At 64.9% G+C, this 23,882-nt stretch carries 16 protein-coding genes; 8 read left to right on the top strand and 8 right to left on the bottom strand.

Features of this window, described 5'->3' with window-relative positions:
- Nucleotides 1-90: 90 nt before the first annotated feature.
- Together AZ34_RS11215 and AZ34_RS11210 are read right to left on the bottom strand one after the other, a co-directional pair.
- Nucleotides 91-1,221 (bottom strand): YbdK family carboxylate-amine ligase, encoded by a 1,131-nt coding sequence (locus AZ34_RS11215; RefSeq protein WP_035608084.1) that lies wholly within the window; start codon nt 1,219-1,221, stop codon nt 91-93.
- Complete coding sequence (locus AZ34_RS11210; RefSeq protein ID WP_035608082.1) at nt 1,211-2,569, bottom strand: cation:proton antiporter; 1,359 nt, start codon at nt 2,567-2,569, stop codon at nt 1,211-1,213. The genes AZ34_RS11215 and AZ34_RS11210 overlap by 11 nt, the downstream gene beginning before the upstream one ends.
- Before the next feature lie 369 nt (nt 2,570-2,938).
- Here AZ34_RS11210 and AZ34_RS11205 point away from each other — a divergent pair, with 369 nt between their 5' ends.
- Nucleotides 2,939-6,028 carry an adenylate/guanylate cyclase domain-containing protein gene (locus tag AZ34_RS11205; RefSeq protein WP_231495515.1) on the top strand — a complete coding sequence of 1,030 codons (3,090 nt, stop codon included), beginning with the start codon at nt 2,939-2,941 and terminating at the stop codon, nt 6,026-6,028.
- A 95-nt stretch (nt 6,029-6,123) separates the two neighbouring features.
- Here the strand turns inward: AZ34_RS11205 and AZ34_RS11200 are convergent, their stop codons facing one another.
- Nucleotides 6,124-8,031 (bottom strand): AMP-dependent synthetase/ligase, encoded by a 1,908-nt coding sequence (locus AZ34_RS11200; protein WP_051509712.1) that lies wholly within the window; start codon nt 8,029-8,031, stop codon nt 6,124-6,126.
- Between the two features lie 188 nt (nt 8,032-8,219).
- The gene (locus AZ34_RS11195; RefSeq protein ID WP_035608080.1) at nt 8,220-10,040 is read right to left on the bottom strand and encodes a putative bifunctional diguanylate cyclase/phosphodiesterase; all 1,821 of its coding nucleotides are present in this window, start codon (nt 10,038-10,040) and stop codon (nt 8,220-8,222) included.
- Nucleotides 10,041-10,286: 246 nt separating this feature from the next.
- Here AZ34_RS11195 and scpA point away from each other — a divergent pair, with 246 nt between their 5' ends.
- The 7 genes from scpA to AZ34_RS11160 all read left to right on the top strand — a co-directional run bounded on the left by scpA (nt 10,287) and on the right by AZ34_RS11160 (nt 19,851).
- The gene (gene scpA, locus AZ34_RS11190; protein ID WP_035608078.1) at nt 10,287-12,470 is read left to right on the top strand and encodes a methylmalonyl-CoA mutase; all 2,184 of its coding nucleotides are present in this window, start codon (nt 10,287-10,289) and stop codon (nt 12,468-12,470) included.
- Between the two features lie 55 nt (nt 12,471-12,525).
- Complete coding sequence (gene meaB, locus AZ34_RS11185; RefSeq protein WP_035608076.1) at nt 12,526-13,629, top strand: methylmalonyl Co-A mutase-associated GTPase MeaB; 1,104 nt, start codon at nt 12,526-12,528, stop codon at nt 13,627-13,629.
- 60 nt (nt 13,630-13,689) lie between these two features.
- Nucleotides 13,690-15,222, top strand: coding sequence for an acyl-CoA carboxylase subunit beta (locus AZ34_RS11180; protein ID WP_035608074.1), 1,533 nt, complete (start codon nt 13,690-13,692; stop codon nt 15,220-15,222).
- Between the two features lie 22 nt (nt 15,223-15,244).
- Nucleotides 15,245-15,535 carry a helix-hairpin-helix domain-containing protein gene (locus tag AZ34_RS11175; protein ID WP_051509711.1) on the top strand — a complete coding sequence of 97 codons (291 nt, stop codon included), beginning with the start codon at nt 15,245-15,247 and terminating at the stop codon, nt 15,533-15,535.
- 14 nt (nt 15,536-15,549) lie between these two features.
- Nucleotides 15,550-17,598, top strand: coding sequence for an acetyl-CoA carboxylase biotin carboxylase subunit (locus AZ34_RS11170; RefSeq protein ID WP_035608073.1), 2,049 nt, complete (start codon nt 15,550-15,552; stop codon nt 17,596-17,598).
- A gap of 55 nt (nt 17,599-17,653) precedes the next feature.
- Nucleotides 17,654-18,118, top strand: a complete 465-nt coding sequence (locus AZ34_RS11165) for a VOC family protein (protein ID WP_035608071.1) — start codon at nt 17,654-17,656, stop codon at nt 18,116-18,118.
- Nucleotides 18,119-18,318: 200 nt separating this feature from the next.
- Nucleotides 18,319-19,851 carry a methyl-accepting chemotaxis protein gene (locus tag AZ34_RS11160; RefSeq protein ID WP_035608069.1) on the top strand — a complete coding sequence of 511 codons (1,533 nt, stop codon included), beginning with the start codon at nt 18,319-18,321 and terminating at the stop codon, nt 19,849-19,851.
- A 66-nt stretch (nt 19,852-19,917) separates the two neighbouring features.
- Here the strand turns inward: AZ34_RS11160 and AZ34_RS11155 are convergent, their stop codons facing one another.
- The 4 genes from AZ34_RS11155 to AZ34_RS11140 are packed head-to-tail and all read right to left on the bottom strand — an operon-like array spanning nt 19,918 to nt 23,835.
- Entirely contained in the window at nt 19,918-20,604 is a 687-nt protein-coding gene (locus tag AZ34_RS11155) for a LysE family translocator (protein ID WP_035608067.1), read from the bottom strand.
- A 4-nt stretch (nt 20,605-20,608) separates the two neighbouring features.
- A complete protein-coding gene (locus AZ34_RS11150; protein ID WP_051509710.1) occupies nt 20,609-21,724 on the bottom strand; it encodes an AbrB family transcriptional regulator in 1,116 nt (371 codons plus the stop codon).
- Nucleotides 21,721-22,458 (bottom strand): electron transport complex subunit RsxB, encoded by a 738-nt coding sequence (gene rsxB, locus AZ34_RS11145; protein WP_035608065.1) that lies wholly within the window; start codon nt 22,456-22,458, stop codon nt 21,721-21,723. Before rsxB ends, AZ34_RS11150 begins: the two co-directional genes overlap by 4 nt.
- Nucleotides 22,459-22,515: 57 nt before the next feature.
- Nucleotides 22,516-23,835 carry a polyhydroxyalkanoate depolymerase gene (locus tag AZ34_RS11140; RefSeq protein WP_051510151.1) on the bottom strand — a complete coding sequence of 440 codons (1,320 nt, stop codon included), beginning with the start codon at nt 23,833-23,835 and terminating at the stop codon, nt 22,516-22,518.
- Between the last annotated feature and the right edge of the window lie 47 nt (nt 23,836-23,882).

Here is a 23,882-nt window from a genome sequence, read left to right as displayed (position 1 = left end):
AAGAAACGCCGAGAGAGCAAGGTTTTTCCCGGTGCAGCGGTGCGGATTTTTCGGTCTGGTAAAGATGCGTAAAGCAGGCTCGCGCTTGCTTCACGTCGTCTGCGGCGTTGCTCGGAATCGCAGACTCGCTTGGCGCGACACTTCACCAAGGAATTGTTCCTTGGCCTGTACCTCGCGCAACCAGCGTGCATCGTTGTGTCCTTGGTGCACACGTTCACTCAATTTTTTCAATGCGTCCGCCGCACCGGGGGCCTGCACATGCGGGCGCACCTGCTCCAGCGTCGTCAGCAGATGGTCTTTCAGTGACATATGTTCGCCGCGAGCCGGGTCCACATAGATGGCATCCAGTCCGAAGCGGCAGGCTTGAAATCGGTTGTAGTTGTAGACGAGGTAGTCGTCTTCCGCGGGCATGAAGGGTTCGTCGGCCAGGAACCATGCGGCCAGTGCCTGCACGTAGGCGGCGAGGGCTGTCGCGTGCTCGACACTCAGCGGCGTGTCGAAGACGCGGATCTCGATCGTGCCGAATTCAGGCTTGGGACGGATGTCCCAGTAAAAGTCCTTCATGCTGTTGACCACGCCGGTGCGCGTCATCTTGTCGAAGAACTTGCCGAATTCACTCCACTGCAAGACAAAGGGAGCGCGGCCGGAGAGCGGAAAGGCGTAGATCGAATTCAGTCGCGCCGAATCGAAGGCTGTGTCATGGCCCTGCACGAAGGGACTGGACGCGGACAGCGCGATGAAGTGCGGGATGTAGCGGCTCATGCGGTGCAGCATCAGCAGGGCGCTGTCGGCGTCAGGACAGCCCACATGCACATGCTGGCCGAAGATGGTGAACTGCTTGGACAGGTAGCCGTAGAGCGCTGAAATTTCCTTGAAGCGCGGCTTGTCGTAGATGCGCCGCTCATGCCATTGCTGAAAAGGGTGGGTACCGCCACCGACCACCGCGATGTTGAGTTTGTCGGCGCTTTGCACGAGCGCGTCGCGGATCTGGCCCAGTTCCTCTCTCACCTGCTGGGGTGAATGGCAGATCCCGGTGGAGATCTCGATCATGCTGGAGGTGATCTCCGGCACCACGCTTCCGGGCAGCTTGTGCTTGCGCATCAGGCGCAGCATGTCTTCGGCGTAGGGCGCGAGGTCGTAATCGTGCGTGTTGACGAGCTGCAGTTCCAATTCCACGCCCAGGGTCAGGGGTTCGGAGGGGTGAAAGGTTTCAAGCGCCATGGTGGGTGTCTTCCCGTTCTTGCGTGGTGGGGTTCGCGCGGCCAGGAGTGGCTGCTGCGTCGGGCTTGGCGGATGCCAGGTCGGCCGCCCTTGTGCGTTCGGCCGGATGATCGCTGGCTTCCCTTGTCTGGTTCAGGGTCCAGGTCATCAACAGGGGACCGAGCAGTTCCAGCAGCAGCAGCAAGGGCAGCGCGATGGCGGCGATCGCCGCACCGATCGTCGGGGTGAACTCGGAAAACTGGGAGATCAGCAACAAGGCCACGGCCGACATCGGCCACGAGGTATTGGCGGCCCAGACGGCCTGCCTAGGGCTGGCGCCGCTGCCCATGCCGAGCAGGGTGGTGGCGCCCAGCGCGCCGATGCGCGCAAGGCCCCGGGTCAATGCGAGTGCGAGCACCAGCGCCCAGGCCTGCCATTGCCAAGGCGCCTGGGCTGCGACCATGGCCACCAGCACGAAGGTGAGGATGCTCAGCACGCTGGCGGCCGTGCCAAACTGGCGTGGCCAGATCCAGGGGCGCGGGTTCCATGCTTTGAGCAGCACGCCCGCGAGCAAGGCCGCCAGCGGCGCGGAACCGCCGAAGTGCGCGGCGAGAGCCGTGCCGGCGGCGATCAGCGCCAGTTGCAGCACGGCGGTGTTTTCGCTGCTGGGGCTCATCCATGCCAGGGCTTTGCGCAGGGCCAGCGCCAGCAGCGCGCCGACCAGCACCGAGGTGAAGACCAACAGCAGCACGGCCGGTATCGCACTCACCAGGCTGCCCATGCCCGGGCCTTCCAGGCGACCTTCGATCGGTCCGACCAGACGCGCCATCACGCCGCCCAGCGCCAACACGTAGAAGGTGTTGAGCGTGGCCAGGGTGATGGCGCGCTCTGTCACTGGGCCGCTGGCGCGCATGTCATGCACGACCCGCATCAGCACGCCTGGTGAAGTGGTCGTGAGCAGCAGGGCCAGGGGATGCTGAAGAGCCGCGTCGACCGCGAAGAGGCGCAGCACCCAGAGCGCGGCCAAGTAAGTGACCAGCGTTTCGGCGACGCTTTGGAATACCAGCATGGGGTTGAGTCGCAGCCAACGCAGTGAGAGACGACCACCGGCCTCGAACAACACGATGGACAAGCCCAGCTCGATCAGGAATTGGGGTATGCCGTCCAAGGGCCAGGCGGTCGTGGTGTAGCCGGAAAAACCCGCCAAGGCCCCGACCATGGAGTAACCGAGCACCTTGGGCAGTCCCCAGCGATGTTGAAGGCCGTGGCCCGTCGCGGCGGCCAAGGCCAGCAGCAAGGCCCACTGCACGGTGGGCAGGCCGGCGGAAGGTTTGATCCATTCCGACCACTGGAACATGAGATCGAACAAGTGCGACTCCTTAGCGATGCCTGGGGCGCCTGCAGCCGGTTGACGGGCAGGACTGAACCCAGGGGTGTTGTAACGATCTGATACGTCTGCGTATCAGGCGCAGACCTTGGGTCAGGGCAACCTGCGCCTTGTGGGGCGGCCGCCACGACGCGTACTGCATGGAGGTGTCGCGATGGCCAAGCGCAGGTAATTGTTCACATGCGAGACTTGTCAGTGTGGATGATCTGAAGAAGAATTCTTGGTTTTGAATTCGACTAACCCGTCCTAGTTTCTCAAAAAATCACGCCCGCGTACGCCATGGAGCAAAAAACATCATTCCAGTCCAGGCTGAGGGTCTGCATCCAGCGCTTGAAGGACGGCGGCACGCGCATGTTGCAATCATGCGGTCGGCGCGTCAATGGGGCCGTGGTCGGGGCCGTGCGCCGTTTTTCGCGCGGTGCCGACAGGTCCGAGATCGATGACGCGCGCCCAGGGCAGATGCCTCGTGCGCTGCGCCTGTTCCTTGCGCTGCCTTGGATGTTCGGGCGGGGTCTGATTCGTGCCGTGGTTGCCGTGATGCGTTGGATCTGGCGGGTGCTCAACGGCATCCAGTTCAGGCTGGCCGTGTTCACCGGGAGCCTGATCGCGGGCACCATCGTCATCCTGTCCACCAGCTACGTCCACCAGCAGACCGAAATCCTGCGCGAGAGTTACGAGCGCGAGGCGGCCATCTCGCGCAACTACATCTCTTCGCTGGTGCTGGAGCTCGACAACATATCGCAGAGCCTGATCCGTGTGGAGGAGTTCCGGTTGCGCGTTGGCGAGCAGACCCAGGCGCTCAAGAAGTACCAGACCGTCACCACCACCGTGACCGTGACGGAGAAGAAGAAGGAAACTTCCTTCCTGGGCATCAAGAGCAACTGGTTCGGCCTGGCCGGTACCGAGAAGATCGAGGAAAAGCAGACCAAGACCAGCGACAACTATTTCTCCACCTACCTCTCGAACAACGACACGCAGGTACTCGAGAAGAACGTTCTGCTGCTGTTGCAGCAGAGCGGGGGCACGATATCGGATCGGGCCTTCTCCGCCTTGCAGGCACAGGCGAAGAAACTGGTGCTGGCGGAACGCGAGCTTGATGCTCTCAAGGATCGGCTGGCGCAGCGCCAACAACGCGAGGGGATGCTCGCCGAGCAGAAGCCCGAAGGCGACCCCGCTCGCGTGAAGGCGGCTGCGGAAACCCAGGCGGCCGAAGAGCGCATGCGCGAGCAATCGATTCAGACGCGCAAGCTGCGCAGCGAACTGGATGCGAGCGTGATCTCGCACCTGCTGGAAGCGCGCAAGCGCAAGATCCAGGAACTCGGACTGGACACTGGCCGCTTCCGTATCCAGACCTTTTCCGCCTTGGGGCTGCAGCCCGGGCTCACACCCGAGGCAGCCGTCGACACCCGCATCTTTGATCCCGCATCGGCGCTCAATCAGCTGGATGTCAGTCAGTCCATGGAAGAGAGCCTGCAGCATGCCTTTGCCGCCATCCGGCAGAACGGCGTGCTGGGTGAACTCAAACCCGTCGCCTTGCGCATGGACGGGCTGGAACTGCAAGCCTTGTATTCGCCGTATTTCGAGCACCCGGCCTCGACCGAAAGGGCGCGCCTGCTCGAGCAGCAGCGTCCCAAGCTCAAGCCGCGGTTCACCGAGCAGGGCGAGGAAATTCCCCCTTGGGCCTGGGCGGCCTACGCTGAGGAGGAAAAACCCATCCTGGCGCAACTCGCCAAGATCACGCCGGTGCTGCGTGCCCGATTGAGGGCCTTGCGTGAAACCAATCCACCCACGCCACCGTTTGAGGACGCCGCCTTCCGTGCCCAATACGACCGTTACGCCAAGCTGGTCCAGCAGCGCAACGCGCTCTATGAAAGTTATCTGAAGAACCACCCGCCGTCGGAGGAGGACCGCCAGTCGGTGGAAGCGCTGGGCTATCTCCGTGACGCGGCGCTGGAGGACCAGTTGCTGGTCCGTTTTCGCACCGACGGGGCTGACCATGCGCGTTCCGTGCAATCTCCGGAGGACCGCGCCAAGACCTTGCGTCGTTGGCAGGCGCTGCGGCAATGGATCTATTCTGGACAAAGCGAGACGCCCACACCGCAGTTGAAGACGCTGTTCTCCGATGGCTTGATTGGCAACAGCCGCACCGAGGCCGAAGAGGTGCTGTGGAAACTCGACACCACGCCTTTGTACTCGGACACCGGCAAAGACCTGCCGCAGGTGGTTTTGGGGCAGAACTTCGCCGGCATGACACGCACCATCGTCGACCGCACCGACGGTTTGCGTGCCATCCAGAGCAACCGCGACCAGGCGGTGGAGATGGCCTTGTTGATCTTCGGTGCCGCCGTGTTGCTGGCCGTGGCCATCTCCTACATCGCGGTGCGCAAGATCAAGCGTCTGATCCGCAACGCCGAAAAGGTGGGGCAGGGGGATTTGGAGGTGGCGTTTCCCACCAAGGGCGCGGACGAATTCGGCAGCCTGTCCCGGGCCCTGAACCGAATGGTGGGCGGCCTGCGCGAGCGCGAGAAGATCAAGGGCATCCTGGGCAATATGATCGACCCGGTGGTGGTCGGCGAGGCCATGAAGGACATGGCGGCGCTCAAGCGTGGCTCGGAGCTGCGGGTCACGGCCTTCTTCTCGGATGTGGCCGGTTTCTCGGGCATCAGCGAGAAGCTCAGTTCCGTCGAGCTGGCCAACCTGCTCAATGAGTACCTGTCGGCCATGACGCTCATCCTCAAGGAGCACGAGGGGGTCCTGGACAAGTACATCGGTGATGCCATCGTGGGCATCTTCAACGCGCCGGTGCCCGTGGAGGACCACAGCCTCAAGGCGGTGCGTGCCTCGCTCAAGATGTTGCGCAAGCTGGAGGATCTGCGCCTGTTGTGGAAGCGCGAGAACCGCTACATGCCCGAGGTGCACGACATGCGCATCCGCATTGGCCTCAATGTCGGCCTGGCCAAGGTCGGCTTCATGGGCACGGATGCGCTGGCGTCCTACACCATGATGGGCGATACCGTGAACCTGGCTGCACGGCTGGAAGCCGCCGGCAAGGACTATGGCGTGTCGCTGCTGATTTCCGACGCGGTGTATGCGGAGGTCAAGGACCACGTCTTCTCGCGCAAGCTCGACCTGGTGCGCGTCAAGGGCAAGAGCGAGCCCGTGGTGTTGTACGAGGCCATCGCCGAGTGGTCCGAACTGGAGCAGGCGGAACTGGGCAGCGAGGTCCGCAAGCGTCAGACGGCTGCGCGTCTGTATGGCGAAGGCCTGGATCTGTACTTGGCGCGCAAGTGGGACGCGGCCATCGCCAAATTCAAGGATTCTGAGCAGGCTCGCGGGGAAGCCGACCTGGCGGTGCGGCAACTGGTCGAGCGTTGCCTCGAGTACAAGCAGAACCCGCCACCCCCCGATTGGGACGGGGTTTACACCCGCGAGCACAAATAGGCGCGGCCTTTCGCTGTGGGTGTCTTCCTATTCCACTCAACTCGGGCGGATCGGTGCGTGCTGGTGTGTTGAGGTCAGCGGTGTCGAGCGCCTGCTCAGGCGCCACGCTTGCGGTACATCACCTCGATGGCCGATTCGAAGCGTGCGATCAGGTTGTTGCGCTTGAGCTTGAGCGTGGGTGTCATCAGGCCGTTCTCGATGGTCCAGGGTTCACGCGTGAGCGTGACGGCGCGCGGCACGGCGTAGTGCGGGAAGCTGCCCGTGGCGCGCTCGATGCGTTTGAGCACGGCCGCGAGGACCTCCGGGGCAGTGAGGCTTTGCTCGGCCAGGGGAACCAGTCCGAGACTCTGGGCGAACTTCGCCCATTCCTCGGTCTGTACCACGGCCACGGCGGCGATGTAGGGGCGCTGCTCGCCAACCACGAACACTTGCTCGAACAGGGGGTCGGCCAGGATGGCCTGCTCCAGGTCACCCGGCGGGACTTTCTCACCGGTCGAGGTGACGATGATTTCCTTGATGCGGCCCAGGATGCGGATGCGTCCTTGCGCATTGATCTCGGCCTGGTCACCGGTGGACAACCAGCCTTCGGCATCCAGGACCCGCGCCGTGTCTTCGGGACGGTTCCAATAGCCACGCATCACCGAGGGTCCGCGCACCTGAAGCTCGCGGTTGTCGCCGATGCGCACCTGCACGCGAGGCAGGGCGCGCCCCACCGTCGCGGGGTCGTTGTCACCGGGCCGATTGGCCGCCACGACCGGGGAGGTCTCCGTCATGCCGTAGCCCTGCAACAGGGGCAGGCCCAGACCAAGGAAGCAGCGCGCTTGGGCTGGCGCCAGGGGCGCGCCACCGCTGACCGCGATGCGGATGCGCCCGCCAAACCGCGCCAGCAACGGTTGTGCGACCAGCCTGCGCAGCAGCGCCCAGGGTAGGACACGCAGCCATCCTGCCCTGGCCGCCTGGGCGGCGTCTTCTGCCGTCTCACCCGTCAGGCCCTGTGCGGCGCGAAACCTTTTCCATCCCTCGGCCTGCGCGGCCTCGAACAGGCGCTGCTTGAAGCCCGACTTGGACAGCATCTCCAGCAGCCGGGTGTGCACGCGTTCATAAATGCGCGGCACCGAGATCAGCACCGTCGGGCGCACCAGCTTCATGTCCTCGGCCAATTGCTGCACCGAGCGTGCATAGACCACCGTGGACCCCGACGCGATCGGCAGGTAATACCCGGTGGTGCGCTCAAAAGTGTGTGACAGCGGCAGGAAGGACAGGAAGATGTCTTCTGGCAGGGGCGTCACGCAGGGGTAGATGGATTTCACGTTGGCAAGCACATTCTGGTGCGTCAGCATCACGCCCTTGGGTTTGCCGGTCGTGCCGGAGGTATAGACGATGGTCGCCAGGTCTTCCGGCCCTGGTCCTGCGGCGTTGGCTTTGCCCGGGTCCAGCGGGGTCGAGCGGCCCGCGTCCAACCAATCGCTCAGAGTGAGCAGGCGCGGTTGGGGGGCTGCCAACCCCGTGGCGCCAAGTTCCTGGGTGCTGGCCTCGGTGCAAATCACGGTGTGCAGCGCGTCCAGCGAGATGCCCGCCTGCATCGCGGCGGCCTGGATCTGCTGCCATTGCGCGACTTGGCCCAACATCAGCAGGCTGGCGGCGCAGTCGCTGAGGATGTAGGCGATGCTGCCGGGGTTATCGATGGCGTGCAGCGGCACGGGCACGGCACCTTGCGCCAGCGTGGCCTGGTCGATGCGCATGGCGTTGAAACCATTGGGCAGCAGGATGGCCACCCGTTGGCCGGACTGGATGCCGCTGGTGGCCAGGGCGCCCTGCCAGCCTCGCACTTCCGCCAGGGTCTGGCCCCAGTTCAGGCTACGCCATTGCTGCGTGACGACGTCGAATTCGCGGTAGGCCTCGTGCTCCGGGCTTTGCGTGGCGCGCCAAGCCAGGAGCTCAGGCAGCGTCTGGATTGGGTCGATGGTGGTGGCCGCCGAAGCGGATACGGGGTGTTGCGTCATGGGCGAGAGCGAGCGAGAGCCGGGAATCTGGAATGTGGGCTTCCCTGTCGACGGGGGCTGGCCCGCGTGCTGCGGGCAGTCGTTGGAGGAAAGCCCGCGATGATAGCTCGGCACCACCAGGCCCGCTGGGCGTGTACCCGTGGGGACATAAGGCGTGGCGGCGCTTGCTGCCTGCAGCCTGTGCGGGCTCAGGCCAACTGGGGTTGGGCGCGGTCCTGAAAATGGGTGCGCAGGTAGCGCGCGAACTCGGGTGCGGGCATGGGGTGAGCGTGCAGGTAGCCCTGCGCCTCGTCACAGCCGATGTCGCGCAGACGGTCCAGCAGCTCTGGTGATTCCACCCCCTCGGCGATGGTGCGCAGGCCCAGCTTGTGCGCCATTTCGACGATGGCCTCGACGATCGCCGCCGCGTCCGCCGTCTGATCCAGGTCATGCACGAAGCTGCGGTCGATCTTGAGTTTGTCGATGTCCATGCGTTTGAGGTAGGCCAGGCTGGAATAGCCGGTGCCGAAGTCGTCGATGGAGAAGTGCATGCCGCGCTGGCGCAACCGCCGTACCAGGGTCAGGACCTGCTCCACGTCCTGCAGCAGGATGGACTCGGTCAGCTCGAGTTCCAGGCAGTGGGGGGGCAGGCCGCTGCGCGCCAGCGCCTGGTCCACGGTGGCTTCCATGTCGTCCCGGCGGAATTGCACGGCCGAGAGGTTGACGGCCACGGTCAGGGCCGGCAAGCCGTCGTCCTGCCAGGCCCGGGCCTGCCGGCAGGCCTGTTCCAGCACCCAGGCGCCGATGGGCACGATCAGCCCGCTGTCCTCGGCCACGGGGATGAAACGACCCGGCTCGACCAGTCCGAAGGTGGGTGACTGCCAACGCAGCAAGGCCTCCACGCCAACCAAGCGGCCGCTGCGGATGTCCATCTGCGGCTGGTAGTGCAGCACGAATTCGCCCCGTTCGATCGCGAGTCGCAAGCCGTTGCGCAGCAGCAGGTGCTCCTCCGCGTCGTTGTTCATCGCCTCGTCGTAGAAGTAGTAGGCGTTGCGGCCCGTGTCCTTGCTGCGGTACATGGCCAGGTCGGCCTTCTTGCGCAGCTCGTCGAAGGTCGCGCCATCCTGCGGGTAAAAAGCCACCCCGATGGAGGCCGAAGCGCTGATCTCCTTGCCCTCGAAAAGCATGGGCTCCTGCAGCCTGCGCATGATCTTGTCCAGCGTGGGAATGCAGCGTTGCACGCCATCCACACCGCTCAGCACGAGGATGAATTCGTCGCCGCTCTGGCGGCTCACCGTGTCACTCTCGCGCACGCAGCCCTTCAGGCGCAAGGCGATCTCGCGCAGCAGCGCGTCGCCCGCAGCGTGGCCTAAGGAATCGTTGATGCGCTTGAAGTTGTCGAGGTCGATGAAGGCCAGCGCCAAGCCGTCCTCGGCACGTTCGGCCTGGGCGATGGCTTGCTGCATTCGGTCTTGCAGCAGGGCCCGGTTGGGTAGACCTGTCAAGGCGTCGTGATAAGCAAGGAACTCGACCCGCATCTCGACCTGCTTGCGCTCGGTGATGTCAATCCCAATGCCATGGTAGCCCTTGAACACGCCGTCGACAAAGACCGGCTTGCCGCTGATGGAGCACCAGTGCAATTGGCCCGTCAGCGGGGAGAGGATTTGGTAGACGAAGTCCTTGAAGGGTTGGCGCGTCTCCAGCATGTGCCGATGCTCTCTCCAATGCTCGGGGGTCACGTTGGCGATCGGCAGTTCCCAGCGGCGCTTGCCCAGTGGATTGTGGGCGTCCGTCGCGGCCGAAGAAACCAGCAGTCCGCCACCGTAGACCCGCGTGAAGCGCAGTTCCTCGTCCATTTCCCAGAACCACTCCGAGCTCATCTCGGCCAACTCGCGCAGTCGTGCCTGCTCAGCGCGCAGCTGAGCCATTTGCGCTTCGTAACGCGCCTGGATGGCTTCGCGCTCGGCAATCTCGCGCTGCAGCTGCGCGCGGGCTTGTGCCAGAGCCTGGGTGTCGGGGTGGGGGTTCAATGCAATGCGTCCACTGACTTCCTGGCTCGTTGAGCCATGAATTAACCCGCCAGAATAATGCAAAAAGACTGTAACTTGTGCGGCAAAAGTGCCTCGGTTCGGGAAAATCCGAGCATTCTCAGTGGTGGGAAGGCAACAAGGCGCGCCGGGGGCTGCGGTGAGGCAAGGGGTAAACTCGCCGGCACTTTCCAGGAGACACAAGCGACCGCGCTCGGGCAGGTTGGGGCGCGTACGTACAGCAAGACCATGAGCCGCAGTCCCGAATCCCGTCCCGACGTACAGGCTGCCCCAGCGGCGGCGCTTTCCGCCTGGGAGCAGGCGGCGGCCCAATCCCTCAAGGGCGCTGCGCTGGAGCGCCTGAACTGGGTCACACCCGATGGCATCGAGGTCAAGCCTCTCTACACAGCGCGGGACTTGCAGGGGTTGCCGCACACGGACACCCTGCCGGGTTTCGAGCCATTTCTGCGCGGGCCGCAGGCCACCATGTACACGGTGCGGCCCTGGACGATCCGCCAGTACGCGGGTTTCTCGACTGCCGAGGAAAGCAACGCCTTCTACCGCAAGGCCTTGGCTGCGGGTGGGCAGGGTGTGAGCGTGGCCTTCGACCTGGCGACCCACCGTGGCTACGACAGTGATCACCCCCGTGTCTTCGGCGACGTGGGCAAGGCCGGCGTCGCCATCGACTCGGTGGAGGACATGAAGATCCTGTTCGACGGCATTCCACTCGATCAGGTCAGTGTGTCCATGACCATGAACGGCGCGGTGCTGCCCGTGCTCGCGGGGTATGTCGTGGCGGCGGAGGAGCAGGGTGTGCGCCAGGACCAACTGGCTGGGACCATCCAGAACGACATCCTCAAGGAGTTCATGGTCCGCAACACCTACATCTACCCGCCCGCGCCGAGTATGCGCATCATCGGCGACATCATCGAGTACACGGCCAAGCACATGCCGAAGTTCAACTCGATCTCGATTTCGGGCTACCACATGCAGGAGGCGGGCGCCAACCAGGCGCTGGAGCTGGCTTTCACCTTGGCCGACGGCAAGGAGTACGTCAAGACCGCGCTGGCCAAGGGCTTGGACGTGGACGACTTCGCGGGGCGTCTGAGCTTCTTCTGGGCGGTCGGCATGAACTTCTACCTGGAGATCGCCAAGATGCGCGCGGCGCGCGCCTTGTGGTGCCGCATCATGAAGGACTTCGGCGCCAAGAATCCCAAGAGCCTGATGCTGCGCACGCACTGCCAGACCAGTGGCTGGAGCCTGACCGAACAGGATCCCTACAACAACATCGTGCGCACCACCATCGAGGCCATGGCGGCGGTGTTCGGTGGCACGCAAAGCCTGCACACCAACAGCTTCGACGAAGCCATTGCCCTGCCCACGGAATTTTCCGCCCGCATCGCGCGCAACACCCAGCTGATCTTGCAGGAAGAGACCCACATCACCAGCGTGGTCGACCCCTGGGCCGGCAGCTACATGATGGAGAAGCTGACGCAGGACATGGCCGACGCGGCGTGGAAGATCATCGAGGAGGTCGACGCCATGGGCGGCATGACCCAGGCGGTGGACTCTGGCTGGGCCAAGCTGAAAATCGAGGCCGCCGCCGCCGAGAAGCAGGCCCGCATCGACTCGGGGCAAGATGTGATTGTTGGCGTCAACAAGTACAAGGTGCCCAAGGGTTCGGAAGAGGCCATCGACATCCTGGAGGTGGACAACCACAAGGTGCGCGAGCAGCAGATCGCGCGCCTGCAGCAGATCCGCGCCACGCGCGATGCCGCCGCCGTGCAGGTGGCCCTGGACGCGCTGACCGCCGCCGCCGAGAGCGGCGAGGGCAATCTGCTCGACCTCAGCATCCGCGCCATCCGCCTGCGCGCCACGGTGGGCGAAGTCAGCGACGCGCTGGAGAAGGTTTTTGGGCGCCACCGCGCCGACACGCAAAAGGTGACTGGTGTGTACGCTGCCGCTTACGACGACGCCGAGGGCTGGGACAGCCTGAAACAGGACATCACGCGATTTGCCGAGCAGCAAGGGCGTCGCCCGCGCGTGCTGATCGCCAAGCTGGGCCAGGACGGCCACGACCGTGGCGCGAAAGTGGTGGCCACGGCCTTCGCCGACCTGGGTTTCGACGTGGACCTGGGCCCACTGTTCCAGACCCCCGAGGAATGCGCGCGCCAGGCCATCGAAAACGACGTGCACGCCGTGGGCGTGTCCACGCTGGCGGCCGGTCACAAGACCTTGGTGCCCGCCATCATCGAGGCGCTGAAACAGCAGGGATCCGATGACATCATCGTTTTCGTCGGCGGTGTCATCCCTCAGCAGGATTACGAGTTCCTGTACGAGGCCGGCGTCAAGGGCATCTATGGCCCCGGCACGCCGATCCCGGCCAGCGCGCGGGATGTGTTGGGGCAGATCCGCAAGGTGGCCAAGGCTTGAGACTCCATCCGTTCGGGCTGAAGCTGGGGCGTGAGTCGTGAGTCATCCAACTTTCTTGGACGAAATCTTGCAGGGAACTCAGGCCCAACAGCGCCGCGCCATCGCCAAGGCCATCACCCTGCTCGAATCCACGCGCGCTGACCACCGCGCGCAGGGCGATGCTCTCTTGACTGCCCTGCTGCCGCACACGGGCAATGCCTTCCGCCTCGGCATCAGTGGCGTGCCCGGGGTGGGCAAGTCCACCTTCATCGAGGCCCTGGGTTTGTACCTCATCGCACGTGGTCACCGGGTCGCAGTGCTGGCGGTCGACCCTTCATCTTCCTTGTCCGGTGGTTCCATCCTGGGCGACAAGACCCGCATGGAAAAACTGTCCGTGCACGACCAAGCCTACATCCGGCCCAGCCCCAGCAGCGGCACCCTGGGAGGCGTCGCGGAAAAGACCCGCGAGGCCATGCTGGTCTGTGAAGCGGCGGGTTATGACATCGTGATCGTGGAGACCGTGGGCGTGGGGCAGAGCGAAACGGCGGTGCATGGCATGACGGACATGTTCTGCCTGCTGCAACTGCCCAACGCGGGTGATGACCTGCAGGCCATCAAGCGGGGCGTCATGGAACTCGCCGATCTGGTGGTCATCAACAAGGCTGATCTGGACGCCGCCGCAGCCACGCGAGCCCAGGCGCAGATCACATCGGCCCTGCGGTTGTTGACGCAGCATGGCAACCCCGAGCGTTCATCCGGCTTCACGGGACACCCTGGCATTGCCCAGCCCGAGGGTGATCAACGAGGCTCGGCGGACAAGGGGGGCAAGGCGGGTCATCCGCCAGTGGGCACGGGCGGGAAAATCTGGCAACCTCAGGTCCTGCAACTGAGCGCGTTGACTGGCGCTGGCGTGGACCTGTTCTGGGCCGCCGTCACCCAGTTCCGTGCCTTGCAAACTGGCAACGGTGCCTTGAGTGCGCGACGCGAACAGCAGGCCACCGCCTGGCTGCGGGAGCGACTCGACAGCGGTCTGCGTCAGGTCTTCCGTGCAGACCCGCGCATCAGGGAACTGTTGCCGGGCCTGTCCGAGGAGGTTCGGGCCGGGCGTGTGGCCGCCTCGACGGCGGCGCGGCAGCTGCTGCAGGTCTGGGCCGATAGGGACCCAACATCCGGCACCTGATACCGAGATTGAGAAACCAAAACCTAGTGTTAAGAGCCAAGCAAGCAGACTGAGGACACCATGCACGACATCCTGGAACAACTGGAAAAGAAGCGGGCCGCCGCGCGTCTGGGCGGAGGGCAGAAGCGCATTGACGCTCAGCATGCCAAGGGCAAGTTGACCGCGCGCGAGCGCATCGAGGTGCTGCTGGACGAGGGCACGTTCGAGGAGTGGGACATGTTCGTCGAGCACCGTTCGGTCGACTTCGACATGGAGGAGCAGAAGGTGCCGGGTGACGGCGTGGTCACAGGCTACGGCATGATCAACGGCCGCCTCGTTTTCGTCTACAGCCAGGATTTCACGGTCTTCGGCGGTTCGCTCTCGGAAACGCATGCCGAGAAGATTTGCAAGATCCTGGACCAGGCCATGAAGGTCGGCGCACCCGTGATCGGGCTCAACGATTCGGGTGGCGCGCGCATCCAGGAAGGCGTCGCCTCTCTGGGCGGGTATGCCGAGGTCTTCCAGCGCAATGTGCTGGCCTCCGGCGTGATCCCGCAGATCAGCCTGATCATGGGACCCTCGGCCGGCGGCGCGGTGTATTCGCCCGCCATCACCGACTTCATCTTCATGGTCAAGGACAGCAGCTACATGTTCGTCACCGGCCCTGACGTGGTCAAGACCGTGACGCACGAGGAAGTCACGGCCGAGGAACTGGGCGGGGCGCTGACGCACACCACCAAGAGCGGCGTGGCCGACCTGGCGTTCGAGAACGATGTGGAAGCGCTGCTGATGCTGCGCCGACTTTTCAATTACCTGCCGCTGAACAACCGCGAGAAGACGCCGGTGCGCAAGAGTGGCGACCCGATCGACCGCATGGAGCTGGGCCTGGACACGCTGGTGCCGGACAACCCGAACAAGCCGTACGACATGAAGGAGCTGATCGTCAAGACCGTCGATGACGGTGACTTCTTCGAAATCCAACCCGAGTACGCCAAGAACATCCTGATCGGTTTCGCCCGCATGGACGGCCAGACCGTGGGCATCGTGGCCAATCAGCCCCTGGTGCTGGCGGGCTGCCTGGACATCAAGAGCAGCATCAAGGCCGCGCGCTTCGTCCGTTTCTGCGACGCCTTCAACATCCCGGTCATCACCTTCGTGGACGTGCCCGGTTTCATGCCAGGCACCAGCCAGGAGTACGGCGGCATCATCAAGCACGGCGCCAAGCTGCTGTACGCCTACGCCGAATGCACGGTGCCCAAGATCACCGTCATCACGCGCAAGGCCTATGGCGGCGCCTACGACGTGATGGCGTCCAAACACCTGCGTGGCGATGTGAACTTCGCATGGCCCAACGCCGAGATCGCGGTGATGGGCGCCAAGGGCGCGGTGGAGATCATCTTCCGCGAGGAAAAGAGCGACCCGGCCAAGCTCGCGGCGCGCGAAGCCGAGTACAAGGAAAAGTTCGCCAACCCCTTCGTCGCTGGCGCGCGCGGTTACATCGATGACGTGATCCAGCCGCATGAAACCCGCAAGCGCATCTGCCGCTCGCTGGTCATGCTCAAGGACAAGAAACTGGACAACCCGTGGCGCAAGCACGGGAACATTCCGCTCTGACGGTTCTGGCGCGAGTTTGGTCATGCCCAAGGCGATGAACGCCCAACAGGCCCGCGTGCTGACAGATATCCCGAACATCGGCAAGTCGATGGCGGAAGATTTGCGTGGCCTGGGTATTGCGACCCCTGAGCTGGTGCGAACGATGGATCCGATGGCCGCGTATGAGCAACTGCGCGACCCCATGGGCAAACGCCACGATCCATGCGTGCTGGACACTTTCCTCGCGGCGCATGACTTCATGAATGGCGGCGCTGCCCGCCCATGGTGGGATTTCACGGCTCGGCGCAAGGCGCTGCTGGCTGGTCAACACTGAGACAGGACAAGAACATGTTCAAGAAAATCTTGATTGCAAACCGTGGAGAGATCGCCTGCCGCGTCATCGCGACGGCGAAGAAGATGGGCATCGCCACCGTGGCGGTCTATTCCGAGGCCGACCGCGACGCGCGGCATGTGATGCTGGCCGATGAAGCCGTGCTGCTGGGCCCGGCGCCCAGCCGCGAGAGCTACCTGGTCGCCGACAAGATCATCGCCGCCGCCAAGCAGACCAGCGCGCAGGCCATCCACCCCGGTTACGGTTTCCTGTCCGAGAACGAGGACTTCGCCAAGCGCGTGGAGGACGAAGGACTGGTCTTCATCGGCCCCAAACACCACAGCATCGCGGCCATGGGCGACAAGATCGCGTCCAAGAAGCTGGCCGGCGAGGCCAAGGTCAACACCATCCCTGGCCACAACGCGCCCATCGAGTCGCCCGACGAGGCGGTGAAGATCGCGCAGAAGATCGGCTACCCCGTGATGATCAAGGCCAGCGCGGGCGGCGGCGGCAAGGGCTTGCGTGTGGCCCACAACGACAAGGAGTGCTTCGAGGGTTTCACGAGCTGCCGCAACGAGGCGCGCAACAGCTTCGGCGACGACCGCGTGTTCATGGAGAAGTTCGTCGAGGAGCCGCGCCACATCGAGATCCAGGTGCTGGGCGATGGACACGGCAACGTCATCTACCTGAATGAGCGGGAATGCTCCATCCAGCGCCGACACCAGAAGGTGATCGAGGAGGCTCCGTCGCCCTTCATCAGCGACGCGACGCGCAAGGCCATGGGCGAGCAGGCCGTGGCCCTGGCCAAGGCTGTGAAGTACCAGAGCGCGGGCACGGTGGAATTCGTGGTCGGCAAGGACCAGAGCTTCTACTTCCTGGAGATGAACACGCGCCTGCAGGTCGAGCACCCGGTGACGGAATGCATCACGGGCCTGGACCTGGTGGAACTGATGATCCGCGTGGCGGCTGGCGAGAAGCTGCCGCTGACGCAGGCGGACGTCAAGCGAGATGGCTGGGCGATCGAGTGCCGCATCAATGCCGAGGACCCGTACCGCAACTTCTTGCCGAGCACGGGGCGCCTGGTGCGTTTCACGCCACCGCCGCAGACCATGTGGCAGGCCAACACCCAGCAGCTCCAGGGCGTGCGCGTGGACACCGGCGTGCAGGAAGGCGGCGAGATCCCCATGCACTACGACTCGATGATCGCCAAGCTCATCGTGCACGGCAAGGACCGCAAGGACGCCATCGCCAAGATGCGCGCCGCGCTCAACGGTTTCGTGGTGCGTGGCATCAGCAGCAACATCCCCTTCCAGGCCGCGCTGCTGGCCCATCCTGATTTCGTCGCGGGGGCCTTCAACACGGGCTTCATCGCCCAGCACTACGGCAAGGGCTTCAACGCGGACAGCGTGGCGCATGAGGACCCTGATTTCTTGGTCGCGCTGGCGGCCTTCGTGCGCCGCAAGTCGCGTGAACGCACCACCACGCTGACGGGCCAGTTGCCGGGATACGCGGTCAACGCGGGCAGTGATTACGTGGTGATCACCCTGGCTGCGGATGGTCGGCATGTGCACACGCCCGTGCACGTCGACGAATTCGTGGGTGAGACCGGCGTGGCCCGCGTGCGGGTGGGTGCGCGCAACTACGAGATCCGCAGCAACTCGCGCCTGAACGACATCATCATCGCCGGCACGGTGGACGGTCGCCCCTTTACTACCCAGGTGGAGCGGGGCACGGCCAAGAACCCGCTGGCGCTATGCCTGCGGCACAACGGCGCTCAGATCGAGGCATTGGTGATCTCGCCACGCATGGCTGAGTTGCACAAGCTGATGCCGCACAAGGCACCACCGGACATGAGCAAATACGTGCTGTCGCCCATGCCGGGTCTGCTGGTCGATGTGGCCGTGCAGCCGGGTCAGAAGGTGCAGGCTGGCGAACGCGTCGCGGTCATCGAGGCCATGAAGATGGAGAACGTGCTGTTTGCCGCCGCTGACGGCGTGGTGGGCAAGGTGCTGGCGACCAAGGGCGAATCCTTGGTCGTCGACCAGCCCATCATCGAATTCGCCTGAACGCGCGGACCAGATGAACTGAGCGGTTTCGATCAGCACCGATGGAGTCAGCACCATGAATAAGCGTCCCTTCAAGATCCTCGGCCTCCAGCAGATCGCCATCGGTGGCCTGGACAAGGCGCGCCTGCGCACGCTCTGGGTCGACATGCTGGGGGTGCCGGTGACGGGCAGCTTCCGCAGTGCGAGCGAGAACGTGGACGAAGACATTTGCACCATCGGTCGCGGTCCGCACGCCATCGAGGTCGATCTGATGCAACCGCTGGACCCCGACAAAAAACCCGCCGTCCACGCCACGCCACTCAACCACGTCGGTCTGTGGGTGGACGATTTGCCCAAGGCTTGCGCCTGGCTGACGGAGCAGGGCGTGCGTTTCGCGCCCGGCGGCATCCGCAAGGGGGCGGCGGGCCACGACATCTGCTTCCTGCACCCCAAGGGCAATGAGTCGTTTCCGATCGCGGGCGAAGGCGTGCTGATCGAACTCGTGCAAGCCCCAGCGGATGTCATCGCCGCGCTGGCTTGACCAAGATCAAGCGCAGCGGCCTGCCACCGGAGGTGGCACACGCAGCTTAGGGGCAAACCCGTGGCGCTGCGGCTGAGGGGCATCCTATACTGCCTCGGGTGGTATTTCTGATATCACCGATGGATCTAACTGCTGGCGCGCCGTTGCCGTCTAGATGACGGCACGGCACTGCGCGCGGAAGTCTTTTCATTCCTGCCTGGATGGGATTTGTGCGAGTCTTCTTTTCTCCCGGCGCGCGCCTGATGCGACGTTTGCCCTTGCTGGGCAAATTCCTCTTGCTGCTGCTTTTCATGCTGCTGGCGGTGCTGGCGCCCTGGTTGGGGGCGGGTACGGCCTGGGCCTGGGAAGGCAGCGTGCTGGCTGGCGCGATCTTGCTCTACCTGATGGCGTCCTTCCATCTGACTCTGAGCGCCGACATGCGGCGTGTCATGCGCATGCTGGAGCAAGCGGCGCATGGGGATTTGCGTGGCGTGACCCGCGGGGCGGGCACGACCCGTGCGGATGCCCGTGACGAAGTGGCTGCCCTGGACCAGACCGTGCGTGGCATGGTGAACAGCCTATCGGCCATGGTGGCGCGCATCCGCAGCAATTCGGCGCTGGTGGCCCAGGCGGGCCAGAGCCTAGCCTACAGCAGCCGCGAGCTGTCCGAGCGCACCGAGCAGCAGGCCGCGAACCTGGAGGAAACCGCCTCCAGCGTGCAGGAGGTGGCGGCCTCGGTGCAAGGCAATTCCGTCGCCACGCAGCAGGCCACGGCCCAGGCCTCCGACGTGCGCGGTGTCGCCGAAGGTGGTGCCCAGGCCATGACTGGTGTGGTGCAGACGGTGGAAGCCAGCCAGGGCAGCGCGCAGCGCATGAACGAGATCATTGGCGTGATCGACGGCATCGCCTTCCAGACCAACATCCTGGCCCTGAACGCGGCGGTGGAAGCAGCCCGCGCGGGCGAGGCTGGGCGGGGTTTCGCGGTGGTTGCGACCGAGGTGCGCACGCTCGCCCAGCGTTCGTCCGAGGCGGCGCGCGAGATCCGAGCGCTCATCCTGTCCTCGGCAGGACAGGTGGGCGAGAGCGTGGCGCAGATTCGGGCCATGGGCGGCGACATTGCACGCATCGTGGACGGCATCCGTGGCGTTTCGGACCGCATGAACGATATCTCGGCCGCCAGCGTGGCGCAGAGCAGTTCGCTGTCCCAGATCACGGCGGCCATTCAGCAGCTCGATGAGATCACTCAGAGCAATGTGGCCATGGTGGAGCATGCGGTCGAGCAGGCCGTGAAGCTGGGCGAACGGGCTTCCACCCTGGCCGAGGCGGTGGCCACCTTCCGCCTGCAGCAAGGCACGGCGGACGAAGCCCTGGCGCTGGTGCGGCGGGCCGTGGCCTTTCGCCAGCAGGTTTCGCGTGAGGCCTACCCCCGTGGCCTCACGGCCTCCGATCCCAACCCAAGCCGCGGGTTTCACGACCGCGACATGTATGTCTTCGCGCTGGATCGCGCGGGGCACTATGTCGCCTTCGGCGGCAACCCGGCCAAGGTCGGCACGCGGGTGCAGGACATCCCGGGCGTGGACGGCCAGGGTTTGCTGGAGGCCATCGTGCGCCAGGCCGAGCGGGAGCCAGGCTGGGTGGAATACGACATCACCAACCCCACAACCGGCAAGGTGCAGACCAAGATGTCCTACGTGCAGCAGGTGGACGATCTCTACGTGGGCTGCGGCGTCTACAAGGAACTGGTTGCGGGTTGAGGCGGGGTGGTACACGCGCGGCTGCCTGAGACCTGCCCGGTGCGGGCGTAGAAACGGCCACAGGGATCAGTGGCGCCGGTACAGCGCCAGCGTCGCTGCCAACAGCCACAGGCCGACCGCGCAGCTCCTGTTCAGCCATTTCAAGCCACGCTGGGTCAGAAATCGGACGAACTGCAGCCCCGCGCCGGCATAGGCCAGCATCACCAGCGTGTCCAACCCGAGAAAGAGCAGACCCAACAGCAGGTATTGCGGCCCTTGCGGCGTCGAGGGGTCGACGAACTGGGGCAGGAAGGCGCCGAAGAACAGCAGGGTCTTGGGGTTGGAAATCGCGACATTGAAGCTGCGCAGGAAGGCCGAACGGGCCGTCAGGGTAGGGGCGGTGCGTGATGGCATGGTTCGCGACGATGGCAGCGTCAATGCCAGGTTCTCCGGGTCGGATGACGGAATGGCCTGCGTGCGCAGAGGCTGCGGCGCGGTGCGCCACAACTGCCAAGCCATCCAGCACAAGTAGACCACGCCCAGCCAGCGCAAGGCGTTGAACCAGGTTTCAGAAGCGGCCAGCAGGCCACCCAGGCCCAGGGCCGTCGCCGTGATGAGCAGGCCCGCGCCGAGGTTGGCGCCCAGCATGCCGTAGGCGGCAATGCGCATCCCGCCCATGGCGCTGTTGCTCAGGGTCAGCAGCATGGTGGGGCCGGGCGTGAGTGCCAGCAGCAAGGATGCGCCGAGGAAGAGCAGCAGGGTGGTGGAGGGCATGGTGTCAATCCGCGGGAGTGGAGGGCGGGTGTGCCGGCGCCAGCCGGGTGGCGATGAAGCGTGACATGGCCGGCCCGATCGCGATGACGGCGAACAGGCGCGCGGTCTGAAAAGCCATGACCAGGGGTGCGTTCACCGGGGAGGACGCCGCGATCACGGCCACCGAGTCCGCGCCGCCGGGGCTGGTCGCAAGATAGGCCGTCAGCGGCTCGGCCCCAAGCAGGTAGACCATCAGCCAGCCCAGCAGGCCGCAGGCGGCAACCAGCACCCCGATGCACAGCACGGTCGCCGGCAAGACTCGGCGGGCGCTGTGCAGCACCTCGCGAGTGAAGCGCAGGCCGATGCTCCAGCCCAGCGCGGTGAAGCTGACCGCCAGCAGCCAGGGCGGCAATACGATTTGCATCATGCCCGTGTCATGCAGCGCGGCGCCTGCGACCATGGCCACCAGCATCGTGCCATTGGCGATGCGGGCGAGCCGTCCGATGGTGATGGCTGCGGCGATCAAGGCCAGGGTTTGCGCGAAACCCCTTGTCGCCAGCGGGGGAAACCAGTCACTGGCCATGACCGGCGCGGGCGTCGTGCTCGCGGACCAGCCCGCGATCAAGGACGCGAGCACGGTCACGACCAAGACGCGCAGGTACTGCATGAAAGCTACGATGCGCGCGTCCGCGCCGTAGGCGCCGGACATCAGCACCACCGCGCCTGCCCCACCCGGCAGCAGCCCCCAGATGGCCGTGGTGCCAGGCACCAGACGCAGCCGCGTGAACCACCAGCCCAGCAGCGCCGAGAACATCAGCGTGGACAGGGTGAAGCCCAGGAACAAGGGCCAGCGGTCCAGCACAGTGTGGATGATCTCGGGCGTGATGGTGCGCGCGATCAGCAGGCCGACGACGGCTTGCGCCAGATTCACCCCGATCAGGGGGACGCGCAGCAGTGCCGTGTCCTCAGGCGAAGGTGTCGAACGCATGCTCAGGTTCCTGACAACGATGCCGGCGAGCATGGGGCCCAGCAGGAATTCGGCAGGCAGTTCGATGGCCTCAAGCACAACCACGAAGAGGGCAGACAGGGCCAGCAGCCTGACCCAGGGGCCGAGGCGGCCCAGGTGGACCCGCAACGTCATGCGCCGGCCTGCGGGTCTGGGTGACGCTGCGCATCCTCGCTGGGCGGCTGCGCGCTTTGTGCGCGCTGGGCTGCAGCCGCCAGGGTGGCTTCGATCAGCGCCCGCTTGCGTTCCAGCACGGCGGGGTCGGTCAGCAGGCTGTGTGCGGGCAGGTCGGCCAGCTTGGCACGGGCCTGGGCGGCCAGCCGTTCCTGGTTTTCCTGCGCCTCGCGGCGCAGGCGCATCTGGTGAAAGGCATAACGCTGGCGCGCCGTGTCGGCCTGTTGCGGTGTCCAGGCGGCCCAGCCCGTGGGCGGCGGCACGCCATCCGCCATACCTACGGGGTCCATGCGGATGCAATCCACCGGACAGACGGGGATGCACAGTTCACAACCCGTGCAATAGCGCGCGATGATGGTGTGCATCTGCTTGTTGCCGCCCAGGATGGCGTCGGTCGGACAGGCCTTGAGGCAAAGCGTGCAGCCGATGCACCAGTCCTCGTCGATCACGGCCACAGTCATCGGCCCTTCCTGGCCGCAGCTCGGGTCCAGCGGCAGCACGGGCTGTCGCGTCAGCGCGGCGAGCCGGGCGACGCCTTCTGCCCCACCCGGAGGGCAGCGGTTGATGGTCGCGCCTTCGCTGGCGATGGCCTGCGCATAGGCCGCGCAGTCCGGGTAGCCGCAGCGCTGGCACTGGGTCTGCGGCAGGGTGTCAAGGATTTTCTGGGCCAGGGCTTCGGCGTCGGGAGCAACCATGGCCCCGATTATCGGCGGCATGGTCCGGGCCTGTTGCGGCTCGGGGGTAGACCTGATTTAGGTTTCGGCTTGGGCCGTTCGTGTCGCGCCCAAACCCTTGGGTGGCTTGCCCAGGGTGTTGTGGGCGAGGATGAACTCACGCACGGTCGGGTACACCTTGTCGCGCCAGCGCCGGCCCGAGAAGATGCCGTAGTGCCCCGCACCCTGGGCTTCGTAGTGGTGCTTGCGGGCTTCGGGCACGCCGGTGCACAGGGCATGCACGGCCTGAGTCTGGCCGGCGCCGGAGATGTCGTCCAGCTCGCCTTCCACCGACAGCAGGGCCGTGTCGCGGATGTCTTGCGGGCGCACGCGACGGGTCTGGCCGTCGCCGTCCTTCACGTCCCAGGTTCCGTTCACCAGCTTGAAATCCTGGAACACGGTCTGGATGGTTTCGAGGTAATAGTCCGCGTCCATGTCCAGCACGGCGTTGTATTCGTCGTAGAAGGCCCTGTGGGCCTCGGCGCTGGCGTCATCGCCTTTGAGCAGATGCTCGAAGTAGTCGTAGTGGCTCTGGGCGTGGTGTTCCGGGTTCATGGCCACGAAACCCGCGTGCTGCAGAAAGCCGGGGTAGACCCGCCGCCCCGCGCCCGGGAAACTGCTGGGCACGCGATAGATCACGTTGTTCTCGAACCAGTCGTAACTCTTGGTCATCGCCAGGTTGTTCACGGCGGTGGGCGACTTGCGCGCGTCGATCGGCCCTCCCATCATGGTCATGGACAGGGGCAACTGCTCGTCCTTGCTGGCCATCAGCGACACCGCCGCCAGCACCGGCACCGTGGGCTGGCAGACGCTCATCACATGGCAGTTACCGTAAGCGCCCTGCAGGTAGCGGATGAAGGTCTGCACGTAGTTGACGTAGTCGTCCAGATGGAATTCGCCCTCGGACAGCGGCACGGTGCGCGCGTTCTTCCAGTCGGTGATGTAGACCTTGTGGTCCCGCAGCATGGTGCGCACGGTGTCGCGCAGCAGCGTTGCGTAATGGCCCGACAGCGGAGCGACGATGAGCACGACGGGCTGGCCCTTCAGCTTGGACAGGGTGGCTGTGTCGTCCGAGAAGCGCTTGAACCGGCGCAATTGGCAGAAGGGCCGTTCCATTTCCACGCGCTCGTGGATGGCGATGTCCACGCCGTCCACCGGCACGGTCCGGATGCCGAACTCGGGCTTTTCGTAGTCCTTGCCCAGGCGGTGCAGCAGGGCGTAGCCGGCGGCAAGCCGCTGGGCTTGGGGCAAATGGGCCAGAGGCAACAGAGGGTTGTTGAAGCTCCGTGCCATCACGTTGGCCAAGTCGGCGAAAGGCTCCATCAGGGAGCGCTGGGCTTCGTACAGTTGGTAGAGCATGAAAACCACTCCTGCACCAGGCTGGCGCTTTTGGGTATGCTGCGGCG

Source organism: Hylemonella gracilis str. Niagara R (assembly GCF_000600295.1).
Taxonomy (GTDB): domain Bacteria; phylum Pseudomonadota; class Gammaproteobacteria; order Burkholderiales; family Burkholderiaceae_C; genus Hylemonella; species Hylemonella gracilis_A.
Note: the sequence above shows the minus strand (reverse complement) of the source record. Positions and strands in the feature narration are given on the sequence as shown.